Origin of the sequence: Streptomyces sp. NPDC059909, from assembly GCF_042730885.1 — a bacterium.
In the GTDB taxonomy this organism is placed as follows: Bacteria; Actinomycetota; Actinomycetes; order Streptomycetales; family Streptomycetaceae; genus Streptomyces.
The window spans coordinates 11,582-33,020 of sequence record NZ_JBHWKX010000006.1; the positions used below are offsets into that span (position 1 = coordinate 11,582).

Below are 21,439 nucleotides of genomic sequence, written 5' to 3' on the forward strand. Positions count from 1 at the left end.
GATGGATTCGCTCAACTCCCTCCTCGACGGGTTCGGAACGGCCCTGACGCCGGTCAATCTCTTCTGGGCGGCGCTCGGCGTGCTGCTCGGCACGGCGATCGGCGTCCTGCCCGGCATCGGGCCCGCCATGGCCGTGGCCCTGCTGCTCCCGGTGACGTACGGACTCGAACCGACCGGCGCTTTCATCATGTTCGCTGGTATCTACTACGGCGCGATGTTCGGCGGCTCCACCACGTCGATCCTGCTCAACACGCCCGGTGAGAGCGCGGCGGTCGTCGCCGCCATGGAAGGCAACCCGATGGCCAAGGCGGGCCGCGGCGCACAGGCGCTCGCCGCCGCCGCGGTCGGCCACTTCGCGGGCGGCATGATCGGCACGATCCTGCTCGTCGCGCTCGCCCCGACGGTCGCCGCACTCGCCGTGGACATCGGCGCGCCCGACTACTTCGCCATCATGGTGCTGGCCTTCATCGCCGTGACCTCCGTGCTCGGCTCGTCACGGATCCGGGGGCTCGCCTCACTGCTCATCGGACTGACGCTGGGCCTGGTCGGCCTGGACCAGATGACCGGGCAGCAGCGGCTGACCTTCGGCTCGCTCCAGCTCGCGGACGGCATCGACGTCGTCATCGTCGCCGTCGGACTGTTCGCGATCGGCGAGGCGCTGTGGGTCGCCGCCCATCTTCGGCGTACGACCGGCGAGGCGATCCCCGTCGGCCGGCCCTGGCTCGGCAAGGCGGACGTGCGCAGGACCTGGAAGTCCTGGCTGCGCGGACCGGTCATCGGCTTCCCGTTCGGCGCGATCCCGGCCGGCGGCGCGGAGATCCCGACCTTCCTGTCGTACGTCACGGAGAAGCGGCTCTCCAAGCACAAGGACGAGTTCGGCAAGGGCGCGATCGAGGGCGTGGCCGGTCCCGAGTCGGCGGCGTCCGCATCGGCCGCGGGCACGCTCGTCTCGATGCTGACCCTGGGGCTGCCGACCACCGCTGTCGCGGCCGTGATGCTGGCCGCCTTCCAGCAGTACGGCATCCAGCCGGGCCCGCTCCTCTTCGAACGCGAACCCGACCTGGTCTGGGGCCTCATCGCCTCGCTCTTCGTCGGCATGGTGCTGCTGCTCGCGCTGAACCTGCCGCTCGCGCCGCTCTGGGCGAAGCTGCTGCGCATCCCGCGGCCGTACCTCTACGCGGGGATCCTCTTCTTCGCCGCCGTCGGCGCGTACGCCGTGGGCGGGGAGGCGCTGGACCTCGTCATCCTGCTGATCATCGGCCTCATCGGCTTCGGCATGCGGCGGTACGGACTCCCGGTCCTGCCCGCGGTGATCGGTGTCATCCTCGGCCCGGCCGCAGAGCAGCAGCTGCGCCGGGCGCTGCAGATCAGCGACGGCAGCGTGAGCGGCCTGGTCAACACCCCGTTCTCGGTGACCGTGTACGCCGTGATCGTGGTGCTTCTGGCCTGGCCGTGGCTGAAGAAGCTGATCGACCGCCGTCGTAGTGTGACGGCATGACCGACGACATCCGCCCCGCCACTCCTGCCGACACACCGCGCGTGAGGGCCGTGACCGACGCGGCGTACCACCACTACATCGAGCGGATCGGTCTCGTGCCGGCCCCGATGGAGGCGGACCACGAGGCCAGCGTGGCGGCGGGGCGGGTGTACGTCGCCGGCGATCCAGTGGTCGGCGTCCTGGTGCTGGTCCCCGGCCCGGACCACCTCTACCTGGACTCGATCGCCGTCCACCCCGACGCCCAGGGCACCGGCCTCGGCCGCCGCCTCCTGGCCTTCGTCGAGGAGCAAGCACGCGGACTCGGGCTCCCCGAGGTCCGGCTCCTCACGAACGCCAAGATGTGGGAGAACCAGCGGATGTACGAGCGGTACGGCTACGACGTCGTCGAACGCCGCATGGAGGGGCCCTACGACCGTATCCACTACCGCAAGCCGCTGCGCTGACCGGGCTCGGGCTCAGGCCGGAAGCGTGGTGAACCGGCCCTCGTGCGCGAGGAGTTCGAGTGCGTCCAGGGCGCGCTCGGCCTCCTCGGCCGCGGGGGGATCGGCCTTCGCGAGGCCGCTCTCCCGGAACTCGTCCTCGTCCAGACGGAGGATCTCCGTGCCGTCGGCCGACACCCACAGGTCCAGGTCCAGGTCCTCGACGACCAGTTCACCGCCGTCGAACGTGGCGGGCCGGGTGATGTCGCAGTACCAGCCCTTCAGCGTGCCGCCGGGACCGCGCACCTCCTTGACGGCATACCAGCGGTCCCGCCAGTAGTGCTCCGTGAAGACATCGCCCGGCTCGAAGCGTACGAACCCGAAGTCCCGTACGCCCTCGCCCGCCCAGGGCGCGCGGACGGTGATGCGCGTGCCGTCGTCGGAGACGAGCTCCGCCGGATAGCGGATCTTGGTGCGGCCGGCCTTGACCAGGACGACCTCGACCCGCTCAGCCGAGGGTGCGGACATGGCGGACCTCCGTCGCGCAGACCTCGTAGCCGAACCACTTGTTGATCGCCAGCATCGGGCCGTTGCCGGTGTCGTTGCCGGTGAACGCCTCCGTGTACCCCGCGGCGCGGGCGCGGTGCAGCGAGTCGTTCTTGGCGAGCTTGGCCAGGCCCCGGCCGCGGAAGGCGCGGGCGGTGCCCGTCATCACCGTGCCGTAGCGTGTCGAGCCGTCCGTGCGCGCCGCGCTGAACGCCGCCGGGCGGCCGTCGACCAGGGCCACCGAGGTCAGCTCGCGGCTGAGCAGCGGATGGTTCCAGGTCTCGGCCAGCCAGTGCTCGTAGTCCGTCGACTCCGAGTAGTTCACATCACTCGGCTCGTCGGCCGTGGTCTCCGCGTCCAGCTCGAACAGCGGCCGCGGATCGTCGGCGAAGTGCTCGCCGGACACGATCTCCACTCCTGCCGGAGGCGCCGACAGCGGCGGCAGGGTGCCGCCCGCCAGATCGAGGCGGAGGAAGTGCGCGGAGCGGCTCGGGCGGTAGCCGTGCCGCTCGGCGAAGGCGCGGTTCGCCGGCTCGTCCAGCACCCATGAGTACACGGTGTCGGCTCCCGCGCCCGCCAGATGCTCCTCGGCGGCCCGGACGATCAGCGCCCCGGCGCCCCGGCGCCGCCGGTCCGGGTGCACGTAGACGTTGGCGTAACCCACGCCCGGCTCCGGGCTGTCGTACACGACCCCGACCTGGGCCGTACCGATGATCTCGCCGTCCTCCAGCGCGATGATCTGCCGGTAGTGCGCGTCGGGGTGTGCGTGCGCGGCGTCGAAGGCGACCGACTCGGCGTTCGCCAGCATGAAGGGCAGGGCCGCCCGCCGTACCCGGGCGAAGCCCTCGGCATCCTGGATGTTCTGGGGGCGTACATCACGCACAATCAACGTCATGAGGGGGCACGCTACGGGCGCCTCCGGCGCCACCGCCTCCCATTTTCCGCCGACCGGCGCAGCGGTGGGGGACAATCGGGCCGTGACCTTGAAGATCGTCATCGATACGCACTCCGCCACCGCTCCGTACGAGCAGCTCCGCGCCCAGATCTCCGAGCAGGCCCGCTCGGGCGCACTGCCCGTCGGCTACAAGCTGCCGACCGTACGGGGCCTCGCCGAGGAACTGGGCCTCGCCGCGAACACCGTCGCCAAGGCGTACCGCGCCCTGGAGGGCGACGGGGTGATCGAGACGCGCGGCCGCAACGGGACGTTCGTCGCCGCGGCCGGCGACGCGGCGGAGCGCCGGGCGGCGTCGGCCGCGCAGGCGTACGCGGAGCAGGTCCACCGCCTCGGGCTGTCCCGCGCTGACGCCCTGTCGACGGTGCAGGACGCACTGCGAGCGGCGTACGGCAAGTGAGAGGGCCCGGCGCACACGGCACCGGACCTGTTCGAAAGGCCATGGGCCGTACTAGTCATCCAGGCTTCCCATGGTCAAGTTGATGGTGGTTCCGGTCATCCCGCTCGCCTTGTCGGAAGCCATGAAGGCCGCCGTGTCCGCCATCTCCTCGAGCGACATGAGCCGTCGCGCGTGGGTCCTGCTCGCGAGGAACTCTTGCCACTGCTCCCAGGTCATTCCCGATGCCTTGGCGCGAGGCTCGAAGGCTTCCCTGATCGTGCGTGTCTCCGGCATGGCCTGTGGTCGCAGGCCGACGACGCGGATGCCCTGAGGTGCGAGTTCGGCGGACAGATCTCGAGTGAGTGCCTCCTTGGCGGCCATCGCCGGACCGTAGCCTCCCACCAAGGGAATGCCCGTCCGCGAGTGGAGTGCGGTGACGGTCATGATCACCCCCGAGCTCTTCGCGACCATCCGCCGGGCCGCCATGCGCGCGGTCAGGAAGTACGACGTCGTGTAGGCCGTGATCGGCAGGGAGAACTGCTCGACATCGAGCTCGATCAGAGGGACACCCAGAATCTTCGTATTCGGGATGCCGACCGCGTTGAACGAGATGTCGACGCGTCCCGCCTTGTCGGTCACGGACTGTAGATGTTCGTCCACAGCCCGCTCGTCGAGAGCGTCCACCTCTGCCCCTTCGGCCGATCCGCCGGCGGAAACGATGTCCTCGGCGACAACTTCGACGGGTGCCAGGTGGCGCCCGGTGAGAAAGAGACTGGCCCCCTCGGACGCAAAGGCGCGGGCGACAGCGCTGCCGATCGCGCCTCCGGCTCCGTAGATCACCGCAACCTTGTCCTTCAGCAGCATCTCTGCTTCCTTTCCGTGCCTGGAGGCGCACCCTCGCACCTCATGAATCAAGGCCGACGGCTGAAACTCATCTGCGCGTGGCTGCCTTTTGCGCCATCCGCCGACGTCCGGATCGTCCGAGCCGTCGATGATGCAGACACCGCGACATCGCCGAAGTGGGCGCCCACCAACCGCCCGGTTCGCCCCTCGGCCGGTGTCTGTACAGGATGGAAGTGCGACAAGGCGGCGAAAGAGGCGTGAGGCGAGGGTGGAGCGGTGACGACCGAGCTGATCACCAGGGCGCGGGCCGGGGACGGCGATGCGTTCCGAGCGCTGACCGAGCCGTACCGCCGGGAGCTGCAGGTGCACTGCTACCGGATGCTCGGTTCCTTGCAGGACGCCGAGGACGCCCTCCAGGACACGCTGCTGGCCGCCTGGCAGGGCCTCGGAGGGTTCGAGGGCCGCGCCTCGATCCGCACCTGGCTCTACCGGATCGCCACCAACAGGTGCCTCAACGCGCGTCGGTCGGCGAGCCGACGCCAGGCCCGGGAGTGGGACATGCCCGAAGTCGAACCGCCCGAGCCGACCCGGCTCGGCCAGGTCATATGGCTCGAGCCATTTCCCGACGCCCTCCTCGAGGGGGCGATCGACGCGCCGCTCGGCCCGGAGGCCCGCTATGAGCGGACCGAAGCCATCTCGCTGGCCTTCGTGACCGCCCTTCAGGTCCTGCCGCCCCGCCAGCTCGCCGTGCTCGTCCTGCGCGACGTCCTCGGATTCCACGCGAACGAGGTGGCCGACATGCTCGACTCGACCGTCGAGTCGGTCAACAGCGCCCTCAAACGGGCCCGCGCCGGCCTGCAGCGCCGGCAGCCGCCGACCGACGAACGCGAACCGGCTCCCGCCCCCGACGGGGCCTCCGAGCAGGCGCTCGTGGCAGAGTTCGTCCGCGCCTACGAGTCCGGGGATCTGGACGCGCTGGTGGCCCTTCTGACGGACGATGTCTTCATCTCCATGCCACCGATTCCCCTCGAATACCAAGGCCGCGACGTCGTGGCCCGCCTCTTCGCCGGCATCTTCGGCTCGGGCCGAAGGGTTGACCTCGTCCCGACGCGGGCCAACGGTCAGCCGGCGTTCGGGGCCTACCTGCGCGCCCCCACCGGCGTCCGCCATGGAACCGGCCTGTTCGTCCTCACCCTCACCGGCGACCGGATCTGCGCCTTCACCCGCTTCGACAACAGCGTGCTCCCATGGTTCGGGCTGCCCAGGTCGCTCCCCAGCCGATAGGCGGCTTCCGAGTGCCTCAGTCGGCGTTGGGCCGCCGACCTGGGGTACGGACCTTCCAGGCGTAGCGCCCCGGGGTGACGCCCACGAGTCGTTTGAAGTGCCGGGTCAGATGCGACTGGTCGTAGAAGCCGACCGCGGTGGCCACTTCTGCGGGCGGCCGGCCGTCGAGGAGCAGTCGGCGGGCACGGTCGACCCGCCGGGCCATCAGGTACTGGTGCGGGGCGATGCCGAAGGCAGCGCTGAACGCCCGCACCAGGTGCGTGGGGTGGGTGTGCACCAGCTTCGCGGCATCGTCCAGGGTCACGCCGTGAAGCAGCCGCTCGTCGAGGAGTTCCCGCAGGCTGTGGGCCACGCCGCGGTCGGCCTTCGGCGGGTGGGTGACGAGCCGGGGACGCAGGTGGCTGCGCAGCCGTTCTCCGATCAGGCCAAGGCGGCTCTCGGCTTCCAGTTCGTCGCCGCGCTGCGCCAATACCGTGTGCAGTTGTCCAATGCGCCGGCGCAGGAGGGGATCAACCATGTCGGGTCTGTCCACTGCCGGGCCGATGAGGCCCTCGTCCAGCTGGGGCAGGTCCAGGTAGAGCACCCGTTTGCGGAAACCCTGCGGGGTGGCGGGTGCGCCGTTGTGCGGTACCTGCGGGGGAAGCAGGGACACCGTGTCGTCCGGGGTGCCGCACTCGCGGCGGTTCAGGTCGTAGCGGACTGCGCCGTCGTCGACGATCAGCAAGGTCCACACCTCGTGGACGTGCATCGGGTACGCGTGCTCGGTGAAGTGGGCGTGGAAGACCTCCACGACACCCGGGACCTGCGGGCACCACGCGGAAATCTCGTGCCGGGACACCATGCAAAGAACGTACAAGACGGTACGGCAGGGCGGGCGGCAGTCTCGGGGCATGACGACTGAGACCACGCCCGTACGTTTTGACACCAAGATCGCCGTTGTGCTGCGTGAGGATCTGCAGTCCTGGCAGCGGCTGAATGTGACCGCGTTCCTGGTCAGCGGTCTTGGCTCGCAGCTGCCTGAAGTGATCGGCGAACCCTACGCCGACGCCGACGGCACCGCGTATCTGCCGATGTTCCGCCAGCCCGTCCTGGTCTTCGAGGGCACGAAGGAGACACTGGCCGCGGCGCACGGCCGTGCCCTGTCCCGCTCGCTTCCCCGGTCGGTGTTCACCTCCGACCTCTTCACCACCGGCAACGACAGGGACAACCGCGCAGCGGTACGGGCCGTGCCGAGGGACCAGTTGGATCTGGTGGGGCTTGCCGTGTACGGACCGCGCAACGCGGTCGACAAGGTGGTCAAGGGCATCCCCATGCACCCCTGAGCATCGCTGGAAAACCGACAGCGGGATCCGGCGAGAGGATGATCGCATGCTCGGCATCGCCCGCCCGGGCCGGCGCCGACCGCGGAGGTCACAGATACAGGCCCGCGTCCGCCCCGTCGTGCTGCGACGGCACCGAAGCCGGCGTCGTCCCGCGCCGCAGCGCGTACAGCTCCGCCAGCGTCGCGCCCTCGCGGCCCACGCCCTCGTCCGTGCCCAGCCAGGACACCGACTCCGCCCGGGTGAGCGGGCCGACCTCGATGCGGGCGAGGCAGCGGCCGGGGCGGACGACCGCCGGGTGGAGGCGCTCCAGGTCCTCGTTCGTCGTGACGCCCACCAGGACGTTGCGCCCCTGGCCCAGCAGCCCGTCCGTCAGGTTGAGCAGCCGGGACAGCGCCTGGCCCGCAGTGTGCCGGGCCTCGCCGCGGATCAGCTCGTCGCAGTCCTCCAGGAGCAGCAGCCGCCAGCGGCCCTTGGCCGTGCCGTCGTCCTCGCCGATCGCGATGTCCATCAGATAGCCGACGTCGTTGAAGAGCCGCTCGGGGTCCAGCACGCAGTCCACCTGGCACCAGTCCCGCCAGGAGCGGGCCAGGGTCCGCAGCGCCGACGTCTTGCCCGTGCCCGGCGGTCCGTGCAGCAGGAGCAGCCGGCCCGCGATGTCGTCGGGGGTCACCTTCATCAGCCGGTCCATCGCCTGGGCCACCGGCGCCGTGTAGTTGGGCCGCACCTCCTCCCACGTACCCGCGCTGATCTGGCGCGTGGTGCGGTGGGGTCCGCGGCGCGGGGACACGTACCAGAAGCCCATCGTCACGTTCTCGGGCTGGGGCTCCGGCTCGTCCTGGACACCGTCCGTCGCCTGCTGGTGGATCTTCTCGGCGAGCTCGGAGCTGACGGCGGTGACGGTGACGTCGGCCCCCCGGTTCCACCGGGAGATCAGCAGGGTCCAGCCGTCGCCCTCGGCGAGCGTCGCGCTGCGGTCGTCGTCGCGCGCCGCGCGCAGCACGGACGCGCCCGGCGGCAGCAGCGTGGCGCCGGGCTTGACGCGGTCGATCGTCGAACTGTGCGAGTACGGCTGCTCGCCCGTCGCGAAACGGCCGAGGAACAGCGCGTCGACGACGTCCGCCGGTGAATCGCTGTCGTCGACGTTGAGCCGGATCGGCAGCGCGTCCTCAGGGTTGGCAGGCATGGCGCCCATGATCCGGCACGAGGGCGCTCCGTGCACGATGTTTTGACGTGTGGCACCCGTTGTGCGTTTCGCCGGTGCGGGCGGCTCACCCGCGCAGCGGCCGTACCGCCCTGCGTGCCCGGCGGACGACGGCGTACCCCTTCGTCAGCGCCCGGTCCCCGGCGAAGTGACGGGCCACGGCGCGGCCCTCGACGAGTCGCTCGAACTCCTCGATCCCGGTGCTCCGTCGCACGGTCACGCGCTCGAGGGCGTACGGGCCCTGGCGGCGGCGGGCCAGAGCGTTGCCCACGGCGAGCGACTGGGCGAAACCCGCGGCGCGCACCATCTGCCGTACGCGCCGGCTGGAGTAGCCGTACGGATAGGCGAACGAGACCGGGGCCGCCCCCAGCTCCCCGGCGATGATCTCCCGGCAGCGCAGCGTCTCGTACCGCAGCCGGTGGTCGTCCAGTTGGTCCAGCTGGGGATGGGTATGGGTGTGGCCGCCGATCTCGGTGCCCGCGGTGGCCAGGGCGCGCACCTGGTCCCAGTCGAGCATGGTGTCGAGCGCGCCGCCCGTCTCGTGCGCGCCCCGCAGCCAGCCGGTCGACACGAACAGGGTGGAGGCGAAGCCGTGCTTGGCGAGGACGGGGAGGGCATGCCGGTGCACGCCCTCGTAGCCGTCGTCGAAGGTGATCAGCACGGGGCGGGGCGGCAGGGGATCCCCGTGCCGCCATGCCCGCCCGAGCTCCGCCGTGGTGACGGGCGTGAACCCGCGCTCGCCGAGCAGCTCCATCTGCTCGGCGAAGGCCTCCGGCGACACGGACAGTCCGTAGGTCGCGGGCGCGGGCCGGTGCCCGACCGCGTGGTACATGAGGATGGTCACGGCCTGGTTCACGGCGACGACTCACCTACTGACACGACCGGGCCTTGCGTGTGTCCCGCGCTCGGCGCGTACGCGGCGATCGGGCCGTGGGAGAACGCCACTCCGGAGCGGGTGCGCACGTTCGCCAGTGCGTACCCGGCCGCCGCGGTGGCGACGCCCGTCACGATCGCGGCCGCCCGGCCCGCCCCGCCGGGTCTGCCCAGCAGAGCGTCGCGCAGTCCGCGCGCGACGCCCGCCGGGAGCACCCGCGTGGTGTACCGGCGCTCGGACTCCAGGCCCTTCGCGCTGCCGACACTGCGGGCGACGAGGGCCTTGGAGAGGCCTTCGGCGTACGTACGCGTACGGAAGTAGCCGAAGCGCTCGCGGGCCTTCGGGACCTTGTGGTGGATGACGGCGCGGTCGTCGATCAGCAGGACGGCGTGGGGGAGGGCCCGGCCGAGGCGGATGCACAGCTCGGTCTCCTCGCAGCCCAGCGGCCGTTTGTCGCCGTCCCGTCCGATGCCGGTGGCGAAGCCGCCCGCGGCGTCGAAGGCCGTGCGCCGGAACGAGGCGTTCCCGCCCAGGACGTTGCGTACGCGCACACGTCCCGGGGGCAGACCCCGGTACGTGCAGCCGACGACCCAGTCGAACTCCTCCGGGAACCAGGCGGGCCGCCGGCCCGACGCCCAGGCAGGCAGGGTCCTTCCGCCCACGGCCACGACACGCGGATCGTCGTAGCCCTCGTCGAAGTACCGCAGCCAGTCGCGCTCGGCCACGGCGTCGTCGTCGAGGAAGGCGACGATCTCGCCGCGCGCCGCGGCGATTCCGGTGTTGCGGCCCGCGGAGAGGCCGCGGGGGCCCGCGTTGGCGAGCACCCGCACCTCCGCTCCGATCTCCCCGTCGGTCTTGAACTCCCTGCTCAGGCGTTCCCGCAGCACCGGATTGTTGTCGACGACGAGCAGGGTCTCCAGGGCCGGGAGGGACTGCTGCCGCACCGAGTCGACCGCCGCGAGGATGTCCTCCCAGCGGTCCTCGGTGTAGACGCAGATCACCACGGAGTACGTCCGGTCGCTCAAGAGACCTCTCCCCGCGGCGCCTCGAGGGTGATGGCGGGCGTGCGGCGCACCGGGCGACGGACCCTCTTCTCCTTCAGGATCACCTTGAGGACCCGCAGACCGTCCCGTACGGCGCTGAGGTTGCTGACGCCGTGGATGCGCAGGTACTCGTGGCTGGGCACTTCCTGGACGCGCAGTCCGGCCTTGACCACCCGGATGTTCATCAGGGTCTCGATCTCGAAGCCGGTGCAGTCCAGGGTGACTCTGTCGAGGCAGTGGCGCCAGAAGGCGTTGTAGCCGTAGCAGAGGTCGGTGTAGCGCGCGCCGAACTTGGCGTTGACGACGGCGCACAGGACGCGGTTGCCGAGTTTGCGGATGGGCGTCATGTCGTCCGTTCCGCCGCCGTTGGCGAAGCGGGAGCCCTTGGCGAAGTCGGCTCCGCCGACGAGGGCGGAGACGTAGCTGACGATCTCCTGGCCGTCGGCCGAGCCGTCCGCGTCGACCATGACGATGATGTCGCCGGTGCAGGCGGCGAAGCCGCTGATGAGCGCGTCGCCCTTGCCCTTTCCGGCCTGTTTGACGACTTTGACGTCGGGCCACAGTTCCCGGGCGACATTCACGGTGTCGTCCGTGGAATTGCCGTCGACGAGGACGACTTCGTGGATCCATTCCGGGAGCGTCTTGAAGACGTACGGAAGATTTTCCGCCTCGTTCATGGCGGGGATCACGACGCTGACGGGCGGCGTGATCGCGAGGTGGGAGGAGATCGGCCGGTACTGGGACGGTATTCGGCCCAATGTGGCGGTGGCGGTGGCGGTGGCGGTGGCCATGGCGGTGGCCATGGCCGGAGCCGCGGCGGTGTTCCCCGAGGCCGCCGGGCGCAGGAACGAGCTCATGAGTCGGTTTCCCTCTCGTCCGGTGGACCGCCCGCCCCCGGGCGGTCCGGATGAGTGTCCGGTTCGAAAGGGGGGTTCTCACCCCGGTCATGACGGCACGGATCTCCGTGCACGTTGGGTGAGTCGGCATTGCTGGTCGCGCGGCCCGTGAATCGGCGCATGCGGAATGACACGGCCGAACACGGCACCCCCCTACCGCGCTCCGCTCGGGCCTCATCGCGACGTTCGACTCCTCCCCTGGAGTCGCCTTGCGTGATGGACCGTTGCGGGTGGATGTACGACGGTATTGATGATTGGGACTGTATGACAAGACCTGGACCGAGGTCTCACGTTTCTACTTCTTTTTCCTTCCCGGGCTGAAATGCACAAGCCTGTTCCGTATTCCGATGAGAAAGAGAAGGAAAGTGATCGCTGCGACGGATGTGACACCGGCCTCGACGGAATGGATGTCCAGGATCCGCAGCGACCGGGCGAGGGAAAGATCGATGAGGACCGCGCCGGCCGCCGACAGGACGAGCCGGGCCGGCCGTGCCAACGGGCGCAGTGCCGCGGCGAGTCCGGCGGCCGGCGCGACGAGGAGATAGAAGAGCGCCAGCGGCGCGCGCAGCGGTGAGTCGGCGCCGGCGAGCGCCAGTGCCGCGCCGACCCCCGACGCGGCCGCGGCTCCCCCCGCGAGTACTGGCAGTACGTCCGGTCGGAGGTCCCGTCGGGGATCCCGTCGAAGGTCCGGCCGTAAGTCCGGTTTGCTGGTGATCGTCTGCATGGGCGACTTTGCCCCCCAAGGCGCCAGATGCGTGCATCCATGCTGGGGTGCGCCCGACGGTCCGTCAAGAAGTGGGCACCGGCTCCCGATTGTTCTTGGCATGGACACTTCCGGTGAACTATGGGGCGTGCTACGACAGTTGAGGCAGAGATCCTGCTAAAGGGAGGTTCCATGAAACTGTCCCGAATCGCGGCATTCTCATCCTCACTCCTCCTCGGCGCCGTCCTCGCTCTCACCGGAGCGGGCCAGGCGCAGGCCGCCGGGAGCGCGGCAGCACTGGACTACGTGGCCCTCGGCGACTCGTACTCCTCGGGCCTCGGAGCCGGCTCCTACATCAGCTCCAGCGGCGACTGCAAGCGCACCAACCGGGCCTACCCCGCCCTCTGGGCGGCCGCCAACTCACCCTCCTCCTTCGCCTTCACCGCCTGCTCGGGCGCTCGTACGAGTGATGTGACGGCGAACCAGCTCGGCCCCGTCACCTCCGCGACCGACCTCGTCTCCATCACCATCGGCGGCAACGACGCCGGCTTCGCCGACGTCATGACCACCTGCGTCCTGCAGTCCGAGAGCACCTGCATCGCCCGCGTCGAGGAGGCGAAGCGCTACGTCGACACGACCCTGCCCGGGCGTCTCGACTCGGTGTACTCGGCGATCAGGAGCAGAGCGGCGGCGGCACACGTGGTCGTCCTCGGCTACCCCCGCTTCTACAAACTGGGCGGCAGCTGCATCGCCGGCCTGAGCGAGAACGAGCGCGCCGCGATCAACGGCGGCGCCGACCACCTCAACGCCGCCATCGCCAAGCGGGCCGCCGACCACGGATTCACCTTCGCCGATGTCGTCCCGGCCTTCACCGGGCACGAGATCTGCTCCGGCGCCGCATGGCTGCACAGCGTCAACTGGCTGAACATCAGCGAGTCGTACCACCCCACCGCAACCGGACAGTCCAGCGGCTACCTGCCCCGGTTCAGTTCTGCGGTGTGAGCGAATCCACCGGATAGGAGGGCTCGCCCGTCGGGGTCTCCTCCTCGCACGTCACCGAGAACGCCACCCAGTTCGATCGCGCCTCGACCGGGCTCCGGACCTCCAGCCGGATCCGGTCGTGGTGCACCGCGTTCTCCGCATACGTCAGCTCGATGTGATTCACCTGCTGCGACTTCCCTTCCCCGGAGGGGAAGTCGAGTGTCTTCCAGTCCCCGTCGGACGTCCTGCCGCTCTCGGTCACCCAGCGGTACGAGACGGAGGCGGGCGTACGCCCCACGGTGACCGTCGCCCGGAAAGCGGGCGCAGCGGCCTCGGGCGGCGGGCAGGTGCCGCTGTAGCTGCCGTTCACGGCCTGGACGTACACCTGCACGGTCTGCGGTGGCCGGGGCGCGGGCGAGCTGTGGCCGCCGGCGCTCGCGCTGTCCGTGGTGCCCGGCGTGCCGGGGGTGTCCTCGGGGGAGTTCTCCGCGGTCGTGGCCGGGCCGGGGGTGACGCCGCCGTTCGCGGTGCCGCCGTCCGTCGCACCGTTGTTCGCGCCGCCGCTGCCGTTGCCGCCGTTGCCGTTGCCCCCGTTGTTCACGAGCGCGTAGACGAGACCGCCGATCGCCAGGAGCAGCACCACGATCCCTGCGACCAGTGCGGCCGTGGCCCGTCGAGGCCGGCCGGACGGGACGGGGGTGTCTCCCGTCGGCGGCGTGGGCGGCCCGAAGCCGCCCACGGGTGCGGCCGGTGTCGCCGGCGTGGCCGGGGAGGTGACCGTCGGGGCGGACGGACCGGAGGCCGGCAGGGGAGTGGAGCCGGTACGCGGTGTGCCGCCGGCGCCCACGAGCCGCAGCTCGCGCTCGGCCTCCTCCGCGGACATCCGTTCCGCGGGGTCCTTCCGCAGCAGCCCGGCGATCACCGGCGCCAGCGCACCCGCCCGGCGCGGCGGCGGGAGCTCCTCGTCGACGACCGCCCGCAATGTGCTCAGCGGCGTGTCCTGGCGGAAGGGGGAGACCCCCTCCACCGCGGCGTACAGCAGCACCCCGAGCGACCACAGATCCGACTCCGGGCCAGGAGTGCGCCCGAGCGCCCGCTCCGGGGCGAGGAACTCGGGCGATCCGACGAGCTCACCGGTCATCGTCAGATTCGACGTGCCCTCGACCATCGCGATCCCGAAGTCCGTGAGCACCACCCGTCCGTCGTTGGCGAGCAGCACGTTCCCGGGCTTCACGTCGCGGTGCAGCACCCCCGCCTCGTGCGCGCCCCGCAGCGCGGCGAGGACCTCGGCCCCGATGTGCGCGGCGCGCCGCGGGGGCATCGGGCCCTCGGCGTCGAGCACCTCGGACAGCGGGAGCCCCCGGATCAGCTCCATCACGATCCACGGCCGGCCGTCGTGGGACGCCACGTCGTAGACCGTGACCACATTGCGCTGCGAGATCCGGGCGGCCGCCCAGCCCTCGCGCTCCAGGCGTGCGTACAGCCGCCGCACATCGGTGGTGCCGAGTGCCTCGGGCGCCCGGACCTCCTTGACCGCGACCTCGCGGCCGAGGACCTCGTCACGGGCGCGCCACACGACGCCCATGCCGCCCTCGCCCAGCCGGTCGAGCAGGCGGTAGCGCCCCGCGATCAGCCCCTCGTCGTCCCGATGGCCGTCCCGGCCGCCGCCCGGCACTTCGCTCATCACGAGCCCCCCATCCGCAGCAGAGCGACCATCACGGTGGAAACCCCTCCAAGCTAGCTCAACTGATGGCCCCTGCGGCCCCCCTGAACAGCAATCCACACCCGAGTACGAACACGGCGACCGCTGTGCTCAGCGGAGCGGTGCGGTGAAGGAAGCCGATGAACCGCCCCGCGGGCCGCCCTCCGGCCCGCCGCCGCGCCAGCCATCCGGCCGCGCGCGCCCCGAGCCGTACGACGGCGAAGCCCGCGGCGGTGAGCGTGAGGGCGAGCCCGGCGCCGTACGCGACGACGAGAAGCAGACCGAACCAGGCGTGCCCGAGAGCAGCGGCGCCGACGAGCACGACGACGGCGGAGGGGCTGGGCACCAGGCCTCCGGCGAAACCGAGGAGGACGGTGCGGCGGAGCGGCCGGCTGCGGGTGGGGGCGGTGCCCTGCCGGTGGGGGTGCGGGTGTGGGTGCTCCTGCCCGTGCCCGTGCCCGTGCCCGTGCCCGTGCTCCTGCCCGTGCCCGTGCCCGTGGTCGTGCGCGGGCACCGGCGTGTCGTCGGGACGCGCGTGGGTGTGGTCGTGGCTGTGGGCGTGCCCGGTGCCCGGCCAGTGGATGTGGGTGTGCCCGTGCCCGTGCTCGTGCGCGCGGTGGTGCCAGGCCCGGCGTACGAGCAGGGCACCCGCCACCGTGACCAGCGCACCACTCGCCATGCCCAGCCACCCCACGACGGACGGGCCGACCGCCGCGCCCGCCGTCACGACGGCCCCCAGCGCGAACACGCCGAGGGTGTGGGTCACCGTCACGGAGGCGCCGAGGGCCAGGACGTCGCGCAGCGAGCTCCGCCCGCCCGCCGCCGCTGCCGCGGCCATCAGGGTCTTGCCGTGCCCCGGGGCGAGAGCGTGCAGGGCGCCGAGGCCGACCGCGATCGCGAGGGCGAGCGCGCCGAAGGAGAGCGTCAGCTCGCGCCGCTCGACGAGTCCGGTCAGGGCCTGCGTCCAGCGGTCGACGCCGCGCGGCAGCACGGACGGGGGTGCGGCGGTCGCCGCGTCCTCCGCCAGGGCGGGGCCGCCCGGTAGGACCGTCAGGGTCGCGGTCGTGCGGTCGGGCGGGGAGTCGAGCAGGCCGTCCGGGTACGTGGAGAGCCTGCGCGACACGGTGTCCCGGGGCACGTCGGACGACGTCAGGGTCGTACGGTCGCCCCGCGCCGTGATCTCCCGCCAGCCCGGCCCGCCGGTGCCGGCCCGGAAGTCCACGGTGGCCCCGCGGTCCGGCAGCGGGGCCGACATCCGGCACTCCACGCGCAGGGTCGGCAACCCCGCCTGACCCGGACGGATCTCCGCCCGTGCGGCCCCGGTCCGCACCGCCACGGCCCGCCCGTCCACCCGTACCCGGGGCTCCCGCGCGGCCGTCTCGCACCGCGTCTTCGCCCACGCCGCGAGCTCACCCTCCGAACGTGCCTCCGGCCGGATCCGGGCGGTCGGGATCTCCGCGAGGTCCTCCACGTGGTCGACCCTCAACTCGCCCTCGCCGACGACGAGCCCGTCGTACCGGTTGACCGTGAAGTTCCCGAGGGGGTGCGCGGCGGCGGGGGAGGCGCCGGCGGCGAGCAGGGCGACGGTGGCCGCGAGCACCGCGACGAGGCCGCTGAGCCTCCTGCGGAGCCGTCCCCTCCACGCCCCTTGCCGAACCGTGGGCTTCGCCCCCGGACCCCCCGGGGCGCGCCCGCCACCGTCCGGTGACCCGGAGTGTCCGTCCTCGAACGCCGGACGGGCTCGGTACGCACCCGGTGCCGTCGGGCGGACCCACGTGTCCGTCCGCAACCGCCGGACGGGCTCGGATCGGGCACGCCGCCTCATGACCCCTCCAACGCGTCCAGCGCGCGCCGCGCCTCTCGTGAACCCACCGGCGAGAAGCCGGGGTTGAGCGCCAGCGCCCGGGACAGGGACGTTCGCGCGCCCGCCTCGTCGCCCACCGCACGCTCGATCATTCCGCGGTGGTACAGGAACACCGCGTTCCGGTACCCGGTCGCGGTCGCCTTCCTGGCGTGTCCCAGCGCCTCGTCCGACCTGCCCGACCGATGCAGCGCCCAGGCCAGCGCGTCCTCCGTGTGGACCGTGCGGCGGCGCTGCCACTCGGCGCGGGCGGCCCGCAGAGCGGCTGCGCGGTCGCCGTGGTCGGCGGCGGCCAGCGCGGTGTCCAGGTCGGGGTTGACCCCGCCCGCGCGGGCGAGGCCGGTCCAGGTGCCGAGGACCGCGTACTGCTCAGCGGCCCGCTCGCGCTGCCCGGTCGCCTCGTACAGCTCGCCGAGCGCGACAAGCCGCGCCGGAAGCGGTGCGCGGTCGACGACGGTCTCGAACTCCTGGACCGCAGCTGGAAGATCACCCTTCCCGGCGAGCGCGCGGGCCCGGCACTCCCGTGCCTCCAGGTTCCCTGGCTCGGCCTTCAGCGCGTGGTCGCAGTGGCGCAGGGCCTGCGCATACCGGCCTTCCTGCCAGGCGAGCCGACCGAGCGCGGTCGCCGCGTACGCGACGTCCGCGGGGCGGGCGGCCGAGCCCAGGGCGAGTTCCAGCACCCGCCGCGCCTCGGCGGTGTCGCCGCGCAGCTCGTGGACGTACGCGAAACGTGTGAAGACGGGAATGCCGGGCCGGCGCGCGTCCGCCTGTTCCGCCGCCCCCAACGCCTCGCGGTACCGCCCGAGTTCGACGAGCGCGTCGATCCGTACGGCGAGGGCACGCTCGCTGTAGGCGTTCACGGCCAGCGCGCGCTCCGCGTCCCTCAGTGCAGCCGGGAAGTCGTGCCGGGCAGCGGCGAGGGCGCCCCGCCCGGCGAGCGCCTCGGCGTTGTCGTCCGGACGCAGCCGCAAAGAGCGTACGAACGCCTCCTCCGCCTGCGGATAGCGCGACGGGTCGCCACTGACCCTGGCCTCCTCGACGTACGCGGCCCCGAGCGCCGCCCAGGCGGCAGCGTCCTTCGGCTGCGCCTTCAGACGCGCCTGCAACGATCGGACGCTCTGCCCGGCCGGCCCGGCCACCGGCCCCGCGGCCGCCGCCGGGGCGGCGGGGCCTTCGCCCGCACCGCCCACGACTGCTCCCGCGGCCGTCAGCGCGAGCGCCAGCCCCGCCACCCCGGCCACGAGCCGCCATGTCCGCCCGCCCGCGACGGGCATCACAGCGCCGCCCTGCCGCGCCGGCGCATGCGCCACCACGCCAGGCCGAGGCCCACGAGCACGATCCCGGCGCCCGCGGCCGCCAGCGAGGCGGCGACCAGCGTGCCGTTGTCGCCGGCCGACGCGGTCAGTTCGGCGCCGCCGTCCAGCTGGCTCCGGTTCCCGCCGTCCTGCCCCTGCCCCTGTGCGAGCGGGCCGTTCGACCCCGATGCCGGCAGTGCGACATACGGGAAGCTCTTGCCGAAGGGCTGGTCGTTGGCGTCCACCGCGTCGCCCAAGTCGTTCTTCTGGCCGAGCAGTTCGCCCTCGACGACCTGCAGCGAGATGTCGATGACGTCGTCGGTGAGCCGACGCCCGTTCGGGAAGCCCGCGTTGTCCCCGTCCAGCACACCGAGGCGCTTCGGCTCGGAGGAGGGCGGGATCGCGGTGTTCAGGCGCAACGCCTCGGCGGGCCGGACGTTCGGCGGCTGGTTCAGGTCCTTCACACCCGTCAGGAACACGGACACGAGGTCGTTCCGCGGCTCCTGCGGAGCATCGATTTTGTAGATGGCCTCGATGAGCCTCGGCAGTTCGGGCTCGGTGACGAACGGCAGGAAGTCCGCGTCGTTCCAGGGCGACGACGCGTTGAAGCGGTCCTTCGCCTTCAGCGGGACGACGACCTCGTTCACGAGCGGCATCCCGAGCCGCGAGACCTGGGTCCAGTGACCGCTCGCGTTCCTGCGGTGCGTGGTCGACCAGATGCCGATCACCGGCTGCCCGACGGACTGCCGGATGTGGTCCGACGGCACCTGCAGGGCAATGGTGTTGACGTTGTAGCCCTTGAGCGTGTCCCGGCCGACCTCAGACAGGTCGCCTCCGTACAGGAGGTCGAAGACGCGCAGGTCGAGGAAGAACGGGTCGTCCGCCTGTCCGGCGAATGCCGTGCTGCCGTCGGGAAGTTGGCGGATCGCCTGCTCGCGCAGCTGCGCATAGTCCGGCATGGACGCCTTGCCCACGTTCGAAGGGGCGACCGGCACGTCGTCGGCGATCTTCGTGGTGGAGATCACATGCTGGTTCCGCAGCCGCAGCAGCTCGATGTCGTACGTCTGCGTGATGTTGAGGTCCGGGTCGTCGAGGCTGGTCACCGGGCCGGTGTTGTACAGGAACGTGTCGCCGTTGCGTACGTGGTCCTTGAACGTCCAGCGGTAGAGCAGATCGCCCTGTGCGTCCCCGTCGGAGTCGATGTGGATGTCGTAGCGGGCGTCCTGGGCGAACCGGTAGAAGTTCGGCCCGCCCGCGGGCTCCTCGAACGGCAGCCAGTTGGCGACGATCGTCGTCGTGTCCGGCTTGTCGGGGCTCACGAAGGCGTACACGTCGGTGTTGTCGTACTGCGGCTGGCCCGAGACCAGCGGCGCCTCACGGTGGCTGGAGGCGTTCGCCGCCCCCGGCGCCAGGGTGGTGGTGACGCCGGCGGCCGCGAGCCCCCCGGCGGCCAGCGCACCGCAGACGAGCGCGGCGAGACTCTTGCGCCCCCGTGCGCTCCTTTTCACAGTGGTCATCGCATCCGTCCTGTTCCTGAGCGAGGTATCCGGAAGTGCCTGGTGACCTGCATTCGGAGACAGGGGGCCGGCGGATTGGTCGCCGTTGCGTCACTGTCCAACTCGCCCTGGAATCAGATGTATTCGGTGAGTAGTCGTCAACACCCGTACGAGTGTGGTGAATCCTGCGACCGGGATACACGAGTGTCATTGCGGGGCGATAGGGTTAACCTGCCCGGGCCGGGTGCCCTCGTACGGGTGGGGAGTGACATGGAACAGATAACGGTGCGCAGCAGGCCGCGAGTGCCTGCGATCACATGCGGGAGCAGCGCGACCAGCTCGCGCCTCGACCGCCATCTCTCGGTGCTGGGCGGCCCTGCCGTCCCGCAGGTCGAGGCGGCCGAGGCGACGTCGCTGATGCGTGAGCTGACGACGCGTGATGTCGCGCACACCCACAAGAGCAAGAGCGCGCGCGTCTCGCTCTTCGCGCCGTTGCGCAGGCTGCGGCGCTCGCTGTTCGGCAGCCGCGGCCAGTAGCCCGGCGGGGTGGCCGACCCGCGGTGCCGGGCTCGCGTGACCGTTCACGCGCACCCGTCCCCCGCGCTTCCGCCCGGCCTGCGCGGCGACCACCCCGACCCGAACACCCCCGTCACGTCCCGATCTCCCCGCACGCCCGGTTCCTGAGCCCCCGTCGATACGTCGTACGGGGGCTCCCACCCCCTCCCCAGGCCCGCGTGCATGGCACCGGGCAGACACCGTACGCCCCCGCACGCGCGTGTCAGCGGCGCTGCTGCGGCAGGACCGGCAGCTTGGTCTCGTACAGCCACGTCGTGAACAGCTTGTCGAGCGGTCGCGCCGAGTGCCGGCGGGCGAGAGCGATGAACTCCTCCGTGGTCACCACACCGTGCCGGTGGGTCGCGGTCCACTCCCGCAGCAGCCCCACGAAGGCCGCGTGCCCGATCTCCGTGCGCAGGGCGTGCAGCGTGAGCGCACCCCGCTCGTAGACCCGGTCGTCGAACAGCCGTCGCAGACCCGGATCGCCGATCCTGACGTCCTGCCGCATCAGCGCGAGCCGGGCCCGGGACTTGGCCGCCAGGGCCGACGCCGAAGGGCCGCCGGACATCTCGGACCACAGCCACTCGGCGTACTTCGCGAAGCCCTCGTTGAGCCAGATGTGCCGCCAGTCGGCGACGGTCAGGCTGTTGCCGAACCACTGGTGGGCCAGCTCGTGCGCGACCAGGCGCTCGCTGCCGCGCCGGCCGTCGACATGGTTGGCGCCGAAGATCGAGAGACCCTGGGCCTCGACGGGCACGTCCAGCTCCTCGTCGACCACCACCACCGCGTAGTCGTCGAAGGGGTACGGGCCGAAGAGGTCCGTGAACACCGTCATCATCTGCGGCTGCCGGGCGAAGTCGTGCGTGAACCGGCCGAGCAGCGCCCGCGGCACGGCGGCCGGCTGGGGCACCGCACCCGCGTGCTCCACCTCGACCAGCTCGTACGGCCCGATCTGGACGGTCGCGAGATAGCTCGCCATCGGAGCGGGCTGCTCGTACACCCAGGTGGTGGTCGAGGCGCTGATCGAACGGGAGGTGAGCAGGCCGTTCGCGACCACCGTGTACGGCGACGGCGCGGTCACCGCGATCCGGTACGGCGCCTTGTCGTCCGGGCGGTCGTTGCACGGGAACCAGGACAGCGCACCGTTCGGCTGGGAGGCCACCAGTGCCCCGTCCTCCAGCTGCTCCCAGCCCAGGTCGCCCCAGTCGCGCGTACGGACGGGGTGCGGGACGCCGGTGTAGCGCACCTCCACGGTGAACGAGGCCCCGGCGCGCAGCGGCCGCGACGGACGGATCCGCAGCTTGTCGGCGCGATGCGTGTACCGGGCCGGGCGGCCGCCGTCCACCAGCACCTTGGTGAGCCGGAACTGCCCGAGGTCGAGGACGACCTCGGGCAGTGCACGCTCGGCGACGCCGCTGATCCTGGCCCGGCCGGCGAGCCGGCCGGTGTGCGGACGGTAGTCCAGCTCCAGGTCGTACTCGGTCGTCCGGTAGCCGCTGTCGCCGTGCTGCGGCAGGTACGAATCCGTCACCGTCGTGCGTCCTCCGGTAGTGCCCTGTGCTGCGCTGTCGCGCCCGTGCTCGCTGATG

The 21,439-nt window shown here is 71.6% G+C and carries 21 protein-coding genes; 7 read left to right on the forward strand and 14 right to left on the reverse strand.

The window, feature by feature from the left end; all coding sequences use genetic code 11:
- The first annotated feature begins 1 nt into the window (after position 1).
- Positions 2 to 1,498 carry a tripartite tricarboxylate transporter permease gene (locus ACFV9O_RS06970; RefSeq protein ID WP_385413330.1) on the forward strand — a complete coding sequence of 499 codons (1,497 nt, stop codon included), beginning with the start codon at positions 2 to 4 and terminating at the stop codon, positions 1,496 to 1,498.
- Complete coding sequence (locus tag ACFV9O_RS06975; protein WP_385413332.1) at positions 1,495 to 1,941, forward strand: GNAT family N-acetyltransferase; 447 nt, start codon at positions 1,495 to 1,497, stop codon at positions 1,939 to 1,941. Before ACFV9O_RS06970 ends, ACFV9O_RS06975 begins: the two co-directional genes overlap by 4 nt.
- A 12-nt stretch (positions 1,942 to 1,953) precedes the next feature.
- Here ACFV9O_RS06975 and ACFV9O_RS06980 read toward each other — a convergent pair whose 3' ends face one another.
- Both ACFV9O_RS06980 and ACFV9O_RS06985 read right to left on the reverse strand, forming a co-directional pair.
- Positions 1,954 to 2,445, reverse strand: a complete 492-nt coding sequence (locus ACFV9O_RS06980; protein ID WP_385413334.1) for a DUF402 domain-containing protein — start codon at positions 2,443 to 2,445, stop codon at positions 1,954 to 1,956.
- A complete protein-coding gene (locus tag ACFV9O_RS06985) occupies positions 2,426 to 3,358 on the reverse strand; it encodes a GNAT family N-acetyltransferase (RefSeq protein WP_385413336.1) in 933 nt (310 codons plus the stop codon). Before ACFV9O_RS06985 ends, ACFV9O_RS06980 begins: the two co-directional genes overlap by 20 nt.
- A gap of 82 nt (positions 3,359 to 3,440) precedes the next feature.
- On the opposite strand from ACFV9O_RS06985, the gene ACFV9O_RS06990 reads away from it, so the two are divergent.
- Positions 3,441 to 3,815: a GntR family transcriptional regulator gene (locus ACFV9O_RS06990; RefSeq protein WP_385413338.1), complete on the forward strand. Its 375-nt coding sequence runs from the start codon at positions 3,441 to 3,443 to the stop codon at positions 3,813 to 3,815.
- Positions 3,816 to 3,866: 51 nt separating this feature from the next.
- Here ACFV9O_RS06990 and ACFV9O_RS06995 read toward each other — a convergent pair whose 3' ends face one another.
- On the reverse strand, positions 3,867 to 4,658 hold the full coding sequence (locus tag ACFV9O_RS06995; RefSeq protein ID WP_385413340.1) for an SDR family NAD(P)-dependent oxidoreductase: 792 nt from the start codon (positions 4,656 to 4,658) through the stop codon (positions 3,867 to 3,869).
- Positions 4,659 to 4,913: 255 nt separating this feature from the next.
- On the opposite strand from ACFV9O_RS06995, the gene ACFV9O_RS07000 reads away from it, so the two are divergent.
- On the forward strand, positions 4,914 to 5,921 hold the full coding sequence (locus tag ACFV9O_RS07000) for a sigma-70 family RNA polymerase sigma factor (protein WP_385413342.1): 1,008 nt from the start codon (positions 4,914 to 4,916) through the stop codon (positions 5,919 to 5,921).
- A 16-nt stretch (positions 5,922 to 5,937) separates the two neighbouring features.
- Here the strand turns inward: ACFV9O_RS07000 and ACFV9O_RS07005 are convergent, their stop codons facing one another.
- Complete coding sequence (locus ACFV9O_RS07005; RefSeq protein ID WP_385413345.1) at positions 5,938 to 6,762, reverse strand: AraC family transcriptional regulator; 825 nt, start codon at positions 6,760 to 6,762, stop codon at positions 5,938 to 5,940.
- A 49-nt stretch (positions 6,763 to 6,811) separates the two neighbouring features.
- Between ACFV9O_RS07005 and ACFV9O_RS07010 the strand changes: the two genes are divergently transcribed.
- Positions 6,812 to 7,243, forward strand: a complete 432-nt coding sequence (locus ACFV9O_RS07010; protein ID WP_385413348.1) for a DUF2000 family protein — start codon at positions 6,812 to 6,814, stop codon at positions 7,241 to 7,243.
- Positions 7,244 to 7,331: 88 nt separating this feature from the next.
- Here the strand turns inward: ACFV9O_RS07010 and ACFV9O_RS07015 are convergent, their stop codons facing one another.
- The 5 genes from ACFV9O_RS07015 to ACFV9O_RS07035 all read right to left on the reverse strand — a co-directional run bounded on the left by ACFV9O_RS07015 (position 7,332) and on the right by ACFV9O_RS07035 (position 11,981).
- A complete protein-coding gene (locus ACFV9O_RS07015) occupies positions 7,332 to 8,426 on the reverse strand; it encodes a DUF5925 domain-containing protein (protein ID WP_385413349.1) in 1,095 nt (364 codons plus the stop codon).
- Between the two features lie 85 nt (positions 8,427 to 8,511).
- The gene (locus tag ACFV9O_RS07020; RefSeq protein ID WP_385413632.1) at positions 8,512 to 9,276 is read right to left on the reverse strand and encodes a polysaccharide deacetylase family protein; all 765 of its coding nucleotides are present in this window, start codon (positions 9,274 to 9,276) and stop codon (positions 8,512 to 8,514) included.
- A 20-nt stretch (positions 9,277 to 9,296) separates the two neighbouring features.
- Complete coding sequence (locus ACFV9O_RS07025) at positions 9,297 to 10,343, reverse strand: glycosyltransferase family 2 protein (RefSeq protein WP_385413352.1); 1,047 nt, start codon at positions 10,341 to 10,343, stop codon at positions 9,297 to 9,299.
- Entirely contained in the window at positions 10,340 to 11,152 is an 813-nt protein-coding gene (locus ACFV9O_RS07030; RefSeq protein ID WP_385413635.1) for a glycosyltransferase family 2 protein, read from the reverse strand. Before ACFV9O_RS07030 ends, ACFV9O_RS07025 begins: the two co-directional genes overlap by 4 nt.
- 400 nt (positions 11,153 to 11,552) lie before the next feature.
- Positions 11,553 to 11,981 (reverse strand): hypothetical protein, encoded by a 429-nt coding sequence (locus ACFV9O_RS07035; protein ID WP_385413354.1) that lies wholly within the window; start codon positions 11,979 to 11,981, stop codon positions 11,553 to 11,555.
- Between the two features lie 171 nt (positions 11,982 to 12,152).
- On the opposite strand from ACFV9O_RS07035, the gene ACFV9O_RS07040 reads away from it, so the two are divergent.
- Positions 12,153 to 12,962: an SGNH/GDSL hydrolase family protein gene (locus ACFV9O_RS07040; protein ID WP_385413357.1), complete on the forward strand. Its 810-nt coding sequence runs from the start codon at positions 12,153 to 12,155 to the stop codon at positions 12,960 to 12,962.
- Here the strand turns inward: ACFV9O_RS07040 and ACFV9O_RS07045 are convergent.
- From ACFV9O_RS07045 to ACFV9O_RS07060, 4 genes are all read right to left on the reverse strand, one after another.
- Positions 12,946 to 14,625 (reverse strand): serine/threonine-protein kinase, encoded by a 1,680-nt coding sequence (locus ACFV9O_RS07045; RefSeq protein ID WP_385413359.1) that lies wholly within the window; start codon positions 14,623 to 14,625, stop codon positions 12,946 to 12,948. The genes ACFV9O_RS07040 and ACFV9O_RS07045 overlap by 17 nt on opposite strands.
- A gap of 58 nt (positions 14,626 to 14,683) precedes the next feature.
- A complete protein-coding gene (locus ACFV9O_RS07050; RefSeq protein ID WP_385413362.1) occupies positions 14,684 to 16,243 on the reverse strand; it encodes a sulfite exporter TauE/SafE family protein in 1,560 nt (519 codons plus the stop codon).
- Positions 16,244 to 16,464: 221 nt separating this feature from the next.
- On the reverse strand, positions 16,465 to 17,778 hold the full coding sequence (locus ACFV9O_RS07055; RefSeq protein ID WP_385413364.1) for a tetratricopeptide repeat protein: 1,314 nt from the start codon (positions 17,776 to 17,778) through the stop codon (positions 16,465 to 16,467).
- On the reverse strand, positions 17,778 to 19,316 hold the full coding sequence (locus tag ACFV9O_RS07060) for a DUF4331 domain-containing protein (protein ID WP_385413366.1): 1,539 nt from the start codon (positions 19,314 to 19,316) through the stop codon (positions 17,778 to 17,780). Before ACFV9O_RS07060 ends, ACFV9O_RS07055 begins: the two co-directional genes overlap by 1 nt.
- A gap of 249 nt (positions 19,317 to 19,565) precedes the next feature.
- Here ACFV9O_RS07060 and ACFV9O_RS07065 point away from each other — a divergent pair, with 249 nt between their 5' ends.
- Positions 19,566 to 19,832 (forward strand): hypothetical protein, encoded by a 267-nt coding sequence (locus ACFV9O_RS07065; RefSeq protein WP_385413369.1) that lies wholly within the window; start codon positions 19,566 to 19,568, stop codon positions 19,830 to 19,832.
- 241 nt (positions 19,833 to 20,073) lie between these two features.
- On the opposite strand, the gene ACFV9O_RS07070 is transcribed toward ACFV9O_RS07065, so the two are convergent.
- Positions 20,074 to 21,381 (reverse strand): M1 family metallopeptidase, encoded by a 1,308-nt coding sequence (locus ACFV9O_RS07070; RefSeq protein ID WP_385413371.1) that lies wholly within the window; start codon positions 21,379 to 21,381, stop codon positions 20,074 to 20,076.
- Between the last annotated feature and the right edge of the window lie 58 nt (positions 21,382 to 21,439).

Bases quoted from the DNA above. Each gene is read 5' to 3' on its own strand.
- ACFV9O_RS06970 (WP_385413330.1), top strand. From the start codon at position 2: ATGGATTCGCTCAACTCCCTCCTCGACGGGTTCGGAACGGCCCTGACG.
- ACFV9O_RS06975 (WP_385413332.1), top strand. From the start codon at position 1,495: ATGACCGACGACATCCGCCCCGCCACTCCTGCCGACACACCGCGCGTG.
- ACFV9O_RS06980 (WP_385413334.1), bottom strand. From the start codon at position 2,445: ATGTCCGCACCCTCGGCTGAGCGGGTCGAGGTCGTCCTGGTCAAGGCC.
- ACFV9O_RS06985 (WP_385413336.1), bottom strand. From the start codon at position 3,358: ATGACGTTGATTGTGCGTGATGTACGCCCCCAGAACATCCAGGATGCC.
- ACFV9O_RS06995 (WP_385413340.1), bottom strand. From the start codon at position 4,658: ATGCTGCTGAAGGACAAGGTTGCGGTGATCTACGGAGCCGGAGGCGCG.
- ACFV9O_RS07005 (WP_385413345.1), bottom strand. From the start codon at position 6,762: ATGGTGTCCCGGCACGAGATTTCCGCGTGGTGCCCGCAGGTCCCGGGT.
- ACFV9O_RS07010 (WP_385413348.1), top strand. From the start codon at position 6,812: ATGACGACTGAGACCACGCCCGTACGTTTTGACACCAAGATCGCCGTT.
- ACFV9O_RS07015 (WP_385413349.1), bottom strand. From the start codon at position 8,426: ATGCCTGCCAACCCTGAGGACGCGCTGCCGATCCGGCTCAACGTCGAC.
- ACFV9O_RS07020 (WP_385413632.1), bottom strand. From the start codon at position 9,276: ATGTACCACGCGGTCGGGCACCGGCCCGCGCCCGCGACCTACGGACTG.
- ACFV9O_RS07030 (WP_385413635.1), bottom strand. From the start codon at position 11,152: ATGGCCACCGCCACCGCCACCGCCACCGCCACATTGGGCCGAATACCG.
- ACFV9O_RS07035 (WP_385413354.1), bottom strand. From the start codon at position 11,981: ATGCAGACGATCACCAGCAAACCGGACTTACGGCCGGACCTTCGACGG.
- ACFV9O_RS07040 (WP_385413357.1), top strand. From the start codon at position 12,153: ATGAAACTGTCCCGAATCGCGGCATTCTCATCCTCACTCCTCCTCGGC.
- ACFV9O_RS07045 (WP_385413359.1), bottom strand. From the start codon at position 14,625: ATGAGCGAAGTGCCGGGCGGCGGCCGGGACGGCCATCGGGACGACGAG.
- ACFV9O_RS07055 (WP_385413364.1), bottom strand. From the start codon at position 17,778: ATGCCCGTCGCGGGCGGGCGGACATGGCGGCTCGTGGCCGGGGTGGCG.
- ACFV9O_RS07060 (WP_385413366.1), bottom strand. From the start codon at position 19,316: ATGACCACTGTGAAAAGGAGCGCACGGGGGCGCAAGAGTCTCGCCGCG.
- ACFV9O_RS07065 (WP_385413369.1), top strand. From the start codon at position 19,566: ATGGAACAGATAACGGTGCGCAGCAGGCCGCGAGTGCCTGCGATCACA.